Origin of the sequence: Gemella haemolysans, assembly GCF_901873445.1 — a bacterium.
In the GTDB taxonomy this organism is placed as follows: Bacteria; Bacillota; Bacilli; order Staphylococcales; family Gemellaceae; genus Gemella; species Gemella haemolysans_C.
Window position 1 is genome coordinate 1 of sequence record NZ_CABFLN010000044.1, and the last position, 11,087, is coordinate 11,087.

An 11,087-nucleotide genomic window follows, 5' to 3' on the forward strand; every position below is an offset into this window, starting at 1 on the left:
GGGATCATTTCCACTATATTCCAAAAAACAAAGTGGGAAAACAAACAGAAGTTGTTAAACCAACTCCAGTTATTCCTACTCCTACTCCTTCTTTACCTGAAGAAAGTAAAATAGAAAAACCTGTAGAGACTACTAACCCCAAATCAGTCATCCCTTCACCAACGCTACCAAAAAAAGATAAGATAAAGCAACCTAAAGTTGACACTACAGTCATAAAACCTAGTGTTCTATCATTTGCTGGTGTACAATTTAAAACAAGCGATGGTTTTGCATTAGATGAAAATACAGTAGGTACTCCTACTTCATTAGGTTTAGTAATTGATCACAATGGGCACCAACACTTTGTTTATTATAAACAATTAGTAAATTCTAAATTTGAAAAACTAATTCCTCAAAAATATTTAGAACAAGCTAAAAAAGAATATAAAGAATTAGAAGATAAAGTAACTGTAAAAATAAACTACTTAGCAAGTAAAAATAATATTGATAAAAATACTATTAAATATGTCTCTACAGCAAAAGGAGATGCTCTTTCTTACAATGGAACAACTACACTATTAGAAGATATAAATTCTGAAAATAATAATGTTGCAACTCAACCTAAAGAGACTCCAAAAGTGGACGATAAAGTAGAAAATAAACAACCTGAAAGTAATAACGAAACTTATTCTGAGGAAGTTACTAAAAAAATCAACCATTTAGCAAAAATATTAGGTATCGATTCTAAATTGATTAAATTAGTAGAAACTGAAAATGGACAAGCATTAACTTATCCTCATGGTGATCACAGCCATACAGTGTTACTTAATGCAATTCATGTTGATGAGACTGAAGTAACTATTACGGATGAAATTCAAAAACAAATTAATTATATCGCTGAGGTTTATGGAGTACCAAAAGAAGCTGTAAAAGTAACAAAAGACTTCTTTGTATTTAATGAACCTGCTCATGCATATGACCCAACTCATATTCATCCTTACTTAATACCTCGTGATAAATTCCATATTCCTGAAGTTACAGGTGACGATGAAGTTGATTTCGAAAATGAATTACTTGCTTTATCAAAACGTACAGGAATTCCTGCTGATAAGATTAAACGAGATGGTGATAAATTTGTAATACCTCATGGTGATCACGATCATTTCGTTAAAATTCTATCTAAAGGTGCTGATATTTACTATAAAAATAGAATTCCTAATATAACTGGAACTTACGTTGCTGGTGATTTTGATAAAGAAGCTGTATTTAAACACATTGATGAACTAAAAGCAAATAATATTGCTAAACATAGCAATGATAAAAAACAAGCAAATCGTGTTAATCGTGCATTAGATCAGTTACGTGCGACAATTGAAGAATTACCAACTAACTCTACCAAAGGTTACCTAGAAATGTTAGATAACTTTGATAAAAAATACATTCAAGAAGAAACAAATGCTGATACTTCTAAAAATGATGAATTTGTTAAAAAATATAATACTTTATTAAATCGTATTAAAGATAACGATATTGAAAAGTACAATCTTTCAAAAGTAGAGTTAACTAATGAATTAAACATAGCTAGTGAAAACAAAGATGTTAATACTTTAAACAAAATCAATCACTTATTAGATGAATTACAAAAATTTGAAGACCGTGAAAGTATTACTACAGTAAGTTATATAAAATATTTCTTAGAAAACATTGATAGTGACAAGATTGATAATAAACTACGTGAGGAACTTTCTTCACTTGTAAAAGATTCTTACGAATCTCAAGCATTTATAACAAGAACACCAATGAGAACACTTGTTACAAGACTTATCAATGCGAAAAATGCTCTTCATTATGCACTTGAGCATAACACAAGTACTCAGCCTGAATTTGGTGAAAACTATAATAAACTAAATGTAAAAGATGAGGATGGTATGACACTTCGTTCATCTGCAGATCAGTTCACTAAAGAAGCAAATGATCCATCATTCCCTCTTGAATTTTCTAATGCTGACTATAATAACGCAGATTTCGAAAAATATGCAGGTAAAAAAGATGAAACTAATAATTCATCATCAGATAATGAGAGTAATAAAAAAGAAAATAACTCTACAACTAGTGAAAATAATAAGGTAGATAGTACACCAAGTGGTGAAACTAATACACCTAAAGATGAGAATACAACAAGTATTGAAAACAACGCACCTAAAGATGAAAATACAACAAGTACTGAAGACGAAAGTACAACAGAAACTAAACAAGTTGAACTAACTCCTGAAGAAACTGCAAAATTAAACTTACTTGCTGGTATCTTTAGACTTTCTCCAAATAGCATGAATGTTATAGATACTCCATATGGAAAAGCTGTTAACTTCAATCTTGGTGGAAAAAATGAAACTATTTTAATAAAAGATATAGATAGATTATTAGCAGCCCTAGTTTCAAGTGCTAAACCAAAAGAAACTTCAGAAACAAATAATGAAAACGGTACGACTCTTAACACAGAAAAAGAAGTTTCAAATTTTGAAAACAACACAACTTCAAATAACAATAAACACAATGCTGATGAAGAAAAAGCAACAATAGCGGTATCTGAAATAACAACCGAAGAAAAATAAATTAATTTCTAAAAACACTTGACAATAAAGCTTATAATGGAGTAAAATTAGTTTAAATAAATATATAAAATTTGATAATAGACATGTTTTAATCTAAAAACATTCCCAGAGAGAGTACATGTGCTGAAAGTACTTATTGTTTATTTTAAAATTCTACTATTGATGATATCAAATTAAATTTTAAGAATCTATTTAGATTGAATTTGGGTGGAACCACGGTATAGAAATTAATCGTCCCTTACGTCTTTGACGTAAGGGATTTTTATTTTATATATAAATTCAATTTAAAATTTATAATACAAAAGGAGAACAAAAATATGTTAGATATTAAATTATTTAGAGCAAATCCTGAAATGGTAAAAGCAAAATTAGCAGCTAGAAACTTAGAAACTGATGTAGTTGATTTACTAATAGATTTAGATAAAAAACGCCGCGAACTTCTAGTGCGAGTAGAAGATTTAAAAGCGCTACGTAACAAAAAAAGTGAAGAAATTGCTATTCTAAAAAGAAAACGTGAAGATGCTTCAGACGTAATTGCTGACATGAAACATGTTTCTGATGAAATCACTACTCGTGACATCGAAGTTAAACAAATTGCTGAAGAAATTAACGAAAAAATTATTAGAATCCCTAACTTAATTTCTGATGAAACTCCAATTGGAGAAAATGAAGATGAAAATATCGAAGTTCGTCGTATTGGTCAAGTTAGAGAATTTGATTTTGAACCAAAAGCTCACTGGGATTTAGTTGAAGAATTAGATATTGCTGACTTTGAACGTGCTGCAAAAATTTCTGGAAGTAGATTTGTATTCTACAAAAAAGCTGGAGCAATGCTTGAACGTGCATTAATCAACTTCATGATTGATACTCACGTAGTTGAACATGGTTATGAAGAATTCATGGTACCTCAATTAGTTAATAGAACTGCATTATTTGGTACTGGACAATTTCCTAAATTCGTTGAAGATGTTTATACTGTTGAATCAGAAGGACTAACTCTTATTCCAACAGCAGAAGTACCATTAACTAACTACTACAACGGTGAAATTTTAACAGAAGATATGTTACCAAAAGGTGTTACAGCATTCAGTATTTGCTTCAGATCTGAAGCAGGAAGTGCTGGTCGTGATACTCGAGGTCTTATCCGCCTCCACCAATTTAACAAAGTTGAAATGGTACGCTTTGCAAAACCAGAAAATTCATATGAACAATTAGAAATCATGACTGGTCACGCTGAAAGCATCCTTAAAAAATTAAACTTACCATATCGTGTAATTACTCTATGTTCTGGAGATACAGGATTCTCAAGTGCTAAAACATATGATATCGAAGTATGGTTACCAAGTTATAATGCATATAAAGAAATCAGTTCATGTTCAAACTGTACAGATTTCCAAGCACGTCGTGCTAATATGAGATTCAAACGTGAAGATACTGGAAAAGTTGAATTTGTTCACACTTTAAACGGTTCTGGATTAGCTGTTGGACGTTGTTTAGCGGCAATTATTGAAAACTATCAAAATGAAGATGGATCAATTACCGTACCAGAAGTTCTACGTCCATACATGCGTGGAATCACAAAAATCGAAAGAGATTAATTAAATTATAAAAAAGAATCAAACAGAATTAATTTGGTACTGCCCCAAAAAGTTAGATAAAATATTAAGTTATTTTTGTTTAGTATTTTTAACTTTGAAATCAGTAAAATTAAACCTGTGAAAAAAAGTCTGTAAAAATAACCCTTCCTACTGTTAAACTAAAATTAACTAGGGAGGGTAAAAAAATGACAAGAAGAATAAAAAGAGATCCAAAAAAACAAGAATTAATAAGGCAATTAGTATCAGAATATGGAGTAGAAAGTATAGCCGATATACAAAACGCCTTAAAAAATTTACTAGGTGGTACGATAGAAGAACAAGCCAAAAACAACCTAGATATAGTAGCGGATAAGTGGGAAAGTAAATATCCAAAACTAATGAGTAGCTGGTATTCGGAATATGATGCAATAACACCAATATTTAAATTTAGTGTAAAAGTAAGAACAGTAATATATACAACAAATGCAGTAGAAAGTGTAAATTCAAGATTAAGAAGCATGAATAAGAAAAGATCAGTCTTTCCAAATAAAGTATCATTAGAAAAAGCGTTATATCTAGCTGTAGAAAGAATAGTAAAAAAATGGACAGGAGCGATAAAGCGATAAGAGATTGGGAGCAAATATATGGGAGAGTTAAGAATAATGCATGAGGATAGGATATAAATAAAATAAAGTAGCTTTAATTCTCTTGACGAGTCTAGATTTTAGAGAATAAAAGCCACTTAAAGTAATTAAATCTATAAAATTAAATATTATAAACTAGTAAGTTCTGGTTAACATAAAGAATTTACAGGGTTTTATTCACACTCCCCACTCCCTAGAAAATCCAAGCAACAAAATGTTGCCTAGATTTCTAATACGATTTTTTCCCCATGTCCCAAACTTGATAAAGAACCAAATTTTGGAGACTATCACCTTTTTTTCCTGAATTGATTTTTTATTTACATGATTAATATTTCAACATTTTCTCCGTGACTCTAATTTAGTATACAACCATTTAAGATAATCAGAATCACTCTCATAATTTCGGATTTTCGCAAGTTCTACATTTAATTTAGAATACTCTCTAATCTTTATTGTTTTTGTTTTCTTCTAATTATTACCGCAACCCCTAAAATTAATAAAGAAACTTCTAGTAGGTCAGTTGTTTCTAATCCTGTTTTTGACAATTCTTCTATTTTTTCTTTATTATATACTTCTTTTTTATCATTACTATCTTTATTATTATAATTCTCTTCTTTACTCTCTATTCTATATTCAGCTTTTACAGGTGTAACTATTTGAACACGACTTTCTAAATCTCTCGCTCCAATTCTAATTCTTTCTAAAATAGTAAACTTACTAAAATGATTTATTTTAAATTGTATATAACCACTATTAAAACTGCTTTTAATTTTTTCTAATTCATTATTCTCAGCAATATGGTATACTTCTAACTCTGCGTTATCATTTTTCACAACTGACATCTTAACTGTTCGTTCAACATCACTATCTAATTTCTTGCCATCTTTTTCAAAATGAATTTCAAAAACTTCAACGACTTTATATTCACTACCTAATTTTTCGATAATAGTTTTATTTAAACTTTCGTCATTTATTGATCCTACAAAAACATTATCGGCTTTTATTTTATCTTTATCAAATAATACAGCTACATCACGCCCCGAAAGTTTCGCTAATAAAACACGGTTTTCTACCTTAGCAGTATTTGTTGGAGTTTCTTGTTTTTTATCATTAGTTGCTTCTTCTTTACTTGAAGCCGCTTTTGAAGTTTCTTTTTCACCTTCTTTTTCAACTGAAGGCTCATTCTTTAAAGTATTTTCTATGATAGACTTCACTTTTTTAAGATTTTCATTATTAGGATTAACTGCTAACAATTCTTTAACTTTAACTAGCCAGATAGTTTTTATTTCCTGTTCTTTATTTTTATCTACTTTAATACTAGCTAATAGATAATTTACAAATTCTTTTTCATCAATTGAATTCCAATCAACCTTATCTTCTAAAATAGATTCAACTAATTTCTCTTTTTTGTGAACTTTTACCACTGGAGCCGGTGTAGTTACCACAGGTTCTGTAGTTTTTGAAGTTTTTTCAAGAGAAATTTCTTCTGTTTTAGATTTAACTGAAACAGTTTTATCTGTTACACCTACACTATGATGTTCTATAATTTTTCCTTCCTGTTTACAATCTTCGCACACAGTAAGTGCATTAGGTTCTGTAGACCTTGGAGCCGAGTCAGCTTTAGTTTTTATTTTTTCTGTTTTTTCTAAAACAGGTTTGTTTACATGTTCTAAATTAACATCGTGAATAACTTCAGTATTTACAACAATATTATTTACATCTTCATGTGCATAAACTGTACCTAAAGATCCTGCAGCAATACCTATAAGTACACTTACTATACCTACTGAAACCTTTCTTATAGAATATTTTTTCTTATTAAACATTATTTTCTCCTTATCAATTCACAACTTACTAATTATTCTGTCTTTTTAATTATATTATATCTATCAAAATTCGGCAAGTATGAATCGATTTTTATAACTTGCAAAATAAAAATGCCAGTATCAAAAAGCTAAATATTCTACTTAACTTTCTGATACCAACATTTAACAATATATCATTTTTAAAAATTTTATATTATTTAATTTGATGTTTATTCATTTTCTCTTGGAAAATATCTGTAATAACTTTACGTAGCTCTTCTTTTTCTTTTTCTGGCCATTCACCTTCTTTTTGGGCAGCAGCATAAAGTTCTGGATATTCAATAGAAATTCTCTTAATTGTACGTGTGTTAGCATGTTTTCTTACGAAAAATGGAATCTTCTTCATTAATTCTTGAGGAACTAACGAGAGTATTCTTTCTGCAGTCTCTTTATCACTAATTACTGAAAAAGTAAGACCTTTCTTAATCTGTTCTTGTTCCTGTTCTGTGAAATGTTCTAACTTCATTCTTGTTCTCCTAAATATGTATATCTCTTAATTAAAGATTATATACCAAGAGTCAGGAAACAACAAATATATTCTACTGATAGAGATTATCAATATTATAAGTTGCCAATTTACAAATTAATACTTAAAAACAATAACCACCATTTATAAATATTCTATGACATAAGCAACTATCTTTGAACTTTGACCTACAACCATTTTAATTATGTCTAGATTATTTGTTTCTGAATATAAAAATAATGTTAAACTTAGTGAAAGTAAGAAGAAATCTAAGCAGCAAAATGCTGCCTAGATTTCTAGAGTGATTTTTTCCCATGCCCCGAACTTGACAAAGAGCCGATTTTTCGAACTATTTAGTCAAGGACAAGGGCTACGCCTTTTAAAAATCCTTGACTAAATAGTTCAAAAAATCTAAAATAACTGAATACTTTATCCAACTTTTTGGGTGCAGTACCTATCTCTGTTGTTTGGAAGATTATTTTGCTCAAAAAAGCAGACGAAGAACAAAGAAGACTTCCTATAGTAGTATGAGTAAGATAAGCCTATTTGGCTTATCTTACAGGAAACTTTGAGACTTTAGGCTCAAAGTTTAGACATGAGACCGCAGGGCTGCTGCCGTCCTAATACTACTATGACAGGAAGTCATTAAAAAATATTTATTTAAGTAAATAGGTTTATCCTCAAAATCTGTAGAACAACTACAAAAATCGAAAAGCTCACAAAAGATTAGAAAACCTAATTCTCATATTCTTCTTTCTTCCGTGTAACAAGCCCAATTCCACTCAAAGCTGCTAAAACTCCAAGTACTGTAACTCCATCATTAGTTTCTGTACCAGTATTTGGTAATTCTGGTTTACGTAGATTTTCAGTTTTATTCGGTTTTTCTGGCTCGGGTTGTGGGTTAGGAATTTCAGGCGTAGATGGACCTGGAATAAACGGTCTTTGTATTTTTTCATATAAATGAATTGTAATTCCATCATTTGTTGTTGTTTTAACAAATCTATAACTATTAAACTCCAATGCTTCTTTCTTACCAACTTCGTACTGCTTCAATTCATTCCTTTCGGTATCAATCCAAACCGTTATTTCTATAATAGGTTTAACAATTTTTTCATCCGCCATGAAGACATGACTGATTTTATTTTTCGTTCGAATGGTTTCAAGAAAGACATGATTTGGAATTCGTCCTTTATCCTGTTCTCCTTTTTCCGATGGTTTTAGTTGATTTCCATTAACATCAATCCACTCGGTAATTACTTTATATACAACTCTTTCTTCGACTGTTTCAGTATAAAAGTAATTTACAACTACCCCTTCTTTGGCAACTTTACCTTTTTTATTTTCTGGTTCAGCTTTCAAAGTATAAGTATATGTTCTTGTGATTGTTGCTAGTGGAGTTTCTTCGACTACTGTTTTTGGAGCAATCTCTTTTGCTTCAGTTTCATAATCTGTAAGCACTCTTTTATTTTCTTGAGTATCACTCTCTGCTAATTTTTCTTCTGTTCCATCTTTGTAGTAATTCGCTACTACATTTGCATAAACTTTTGGTTTTTCAACTGTAATCGTATAAGTTTGACTGATTTTTTCTTTTCTACCACTTTCCTCATCAGCCTCTACATCACTGTCAGAATCGGCTACTCTAGTTTTTCCATTGCCAAAATTACTTGAGACAATATACCCCATCTTTTCCAACTCTGCTATCTTTTCATTGACAGCTTCTTCAGGGAAATCTTTTCCAACAAGGGATTCCAAAATAAAGTCATTTTGATTTTCAACAGGAATTAGATGATTGTTGTCATCTCTTTCTAACACTTGAACTTTAGCTCGAGCAACTTCATCATAAAGATAAGTAACAGTTGTATTTACAGAAGATAATACTCCTGAAGGACGATAAGATGTTGCTGCAACACCTCTATGAGCTTTTCTCAAACGATAAGTAATTCCGTCTTTTTTTATGGTTCTTAGATAATCACTCGTCGAATCATAGTAGAAACCAATTTTATTACTAATTTCTAATAAGTCTTCTGGTTTATCTTTACCTTTGATTAAGTGTTTTTTATTGTATTTTCCAGCTACTTTTCCATCTTTATCTAGTCTTGCAAGGTATTCTTCATGAATTGTTTTTTCTTCTTCCTTGTTTGTTTCAGGGTTCAATACTTTTTCAACTCTGTCTTCTTTTACAAGTTTATAAAGTTTTAATTCTTGGATTTTCTCACCTTTTTCATCACTAGCAAAAATATCACCATTTTCGTCAACCACATACGTTTTGATTGTTTTTCCATTATGGTCCACTTTATAAGCCTTAACGATTTTATTCTCAACAATTTCAAGGACATTTCCATTTTCAAATACTTTATGTGTTTTTACTAATTGATCATTTTTATCTGTTTCAGATAAATTTCCTTCCTCATCAACCCTAATAAAGTTTCCAGATTGAGCTAATGTTGCACTATCTTTTAACTCTTTTCCATTATTATCCTTATATTTAACTGTAATATTTCCTTTAAATAAAAGTTTTAATTGATGGGTTCTTGTAGTTGCGTCAATTTGATCATGGATTTTTTTTAAGCCTTTTTCAACTTCTTTAAAAGATTCATTAATATCTTGAATTTTTTCCTTTTCATCTTTGATTTTAGATTTAGTAGATTCTAGTTCATCTTTTAATGATTGTACTTCTTCTTTTAATTTTTCAGAGTCATCCTCTAATTTCTTAGCTTCATCTTTGAAAGGTTTGGCTTCATCTTCAAGTTTTTTAATTTCATCTTTGAAAGGTTTGGCTTCATCTTCAAGTTTTTTAATGTCATCTTTAAAAGGTTTGGCTTCATCCTCTAATTTTTTTGCTTCATCTTCAAGTTTTTTAGCCTCATCTTCTAATTTTTTCAATTCATCTTGGCTTAGTTTCTCTTTATCTTTTAATTTATCTGCAACTGATTTTTGTTTTTCTTCAAGTTCTTTTTGCTTATCTTCAATAGGTTTTAGTTTTTCACCAATTTCTTTTTGTTTATCTTCAATAGGTTTTAGTTTTTCACCAATTTCTTTTTGTTTATCTTCGAAAGATTTTATTTTATCTCCTAGCTCGTTTTGTTTATCCTCTAATTCTTTTTGTTTGCTTTCAAGAGGTTTCAATTTATCTTCGAGTGAAGGTATATTTTTTTCCAATTCCTTGATTAATGTTTCTTTTTCAGCTCGTTTTTCATCAACTTTTTCTTTTTCTTCTTTAATGGTTTGATCAAGAATACGATGAGATAGAGCTTGAGCTGCTTTTAAGGTGTCTTGGACAATCGAAAAGTTTGCTAAAACTGGTAGGTTATATTGTATACGTGGACTTTGCTTATTAATCCCAACTCGTTTATTATTACCAGAATATATTTGGATTTTATAAGCAATGACATCTTTTTCTAAGTGAATATCTCCTGTTGAGAAGTATCCACCTTTACCTAGTTTATCCTGATCACCACTAATCTCTGTATTAATTCTTTCTGATAATTTGTCATCAGGTAGCACTTTTGAACGTGTGACATTATCTCTTTCAACAAAAAGGTTCGTGAATTTTGAAAGACCATCTTCTTCTCCCGCAGCAAGTTCATTAGTACGATACTTTTTATATTCAGCTTCTGTCACTTCGCTACTATCAGGTTTTCTAGTTGCTTCCATGTGTGAGCCAAGGATTTTCGCTTCTTTACTACCGTTTCTTGCTTCCTTGTAAGTATAGTTATTTGTGGATCTAATAGCTGATTCTAAGGCAGAGATTTCTTTGTTTAGTTCATTTTTTTTCTCTTCATCAGCTGTTTCTAATGCTGCTTTTTTATCTGCTAGTCTATTCTTTAACTCTACACGATGTTTGGCTACTTTATCTGGATCCGTTTGGAGTTCTAATTGGTCTGTATCTGCATGATAGATAATTTTTTTCGCAGTTGGTAATATAAAATCTAATAATTTATAGA

The 11,087-nt window shown here is 30.2% G+C and carries 6 protein-coding genes; 3 read left to right on the forward strand and 3 right to left on the reverse strand.

Features of this window, described 5'->3' with window-relative positions; all coding sequences use genetic code 11:
* The 3 genes from JX287_RS06230 to JX287_RS06240 all read left to right on the forward strand — a co-directional run.
* Positions 1-2,591 (forward strand): pneumococcal-type histidine triad protein (locus tag JX287_RS06230; protein ID WP_204643713.1); only part of this gene is annotated, 2,591 nt, incomplete at its 5' end.
* Between the two features lie 317 nt (positions 2,592-2,908).
* Positions 2,909-4,189 (forward strand): serine--tRNA ligase, encoded by a 1,281-nt coding sequence (serS, locus tag JX287_RS06235; RefSeq protein WP_204643715.1) that lies wholly within the window; start codon positions 2,909-2,911, stop codon positions 4,187-4,189.
* Between the two features lie 185 nt (positions 4,190-4,374).
* Positions 4,375-4,794: a transposase gene (locus JX287_RS06240; RefSeq protein ID WP_204643717.1), complete on the forward strand. Its 420-nt coding sequence runs from the start codon at positions 4,375-4,377 to the stop codon at positions 4,792-4,794.
* 467 nt (positions 4,795-5,261) lie between these two features.
* Here JX287_RS06240 and JX287_RS06245 read toward each other — a convergent pair whose 3' ends face one another.
* From JX287_RS06245 to JX287_RS06255, 3 genes are all read right to left on the reverse strand, one after another.
* On the reverse strand, positions 5,262-6,638 hold the full coding sequence (locus tag JX287_RS06245) for a YSIRK-type signal peptide-containing protein (protein ID WP_204643725.1): 1,377 nt from the start codon (positions 6,636-6,638) through the stop codon (positions 5,262-5,264).
* Positions 6,639-6,831: 193 nt separating this feature from the next.
* Positions 6,832-7,143 (reverse strand): hypothetical protein, encoded by a 312-nt coding sequence (locus JX287_RS06250; protein WP_204643727.1) that lies wholly within the window; start codon positions 7,141-7,143, stop codon positions 6,832-6,834.
* A 735-nt stretch (positions 7,144-7,878) separates the two neighbouring features.
* Positions 7,879-11,087: MucBP domain-containing protein (locus tag JX287_RS06255; RefSeq protein ID WP_204643729.1), on the reverse strand; the 3,209-nt coding region annotated here is incomplete at its 5' end.

Bases quoted from the DNA above. Each gene is read 5' to 3' on its own strand.
- serS (WP_204643715.1), top strand. From the start codon at position 2,909: ATGTTAGATATTAAATTATTTAGAGCAAATCCTGAAATGGTAAAAGCA.
- JX287_RS06240 (WP_204643717.1), top strand. From the start codon at position 4,375: ATGACAAGAAGAATAAAAAGAGATCCAAAAAAACAAGAATTAATAAGG.
- JX287_RS06245 (WP_204643725.1), bottom strand. From the start codon at position 6,638: ATGTTTAATAAGAAAAAATATTCTATAAGAAAGGTTTCAGTAGGTATA.
- JX287_RS06250 (WP_204643727.1), bottom strand. From the start codon at position 7,143: ATGAAGTTAGAACATTTCACAGAACAGGAACAAGAACAGATTAAGAAA.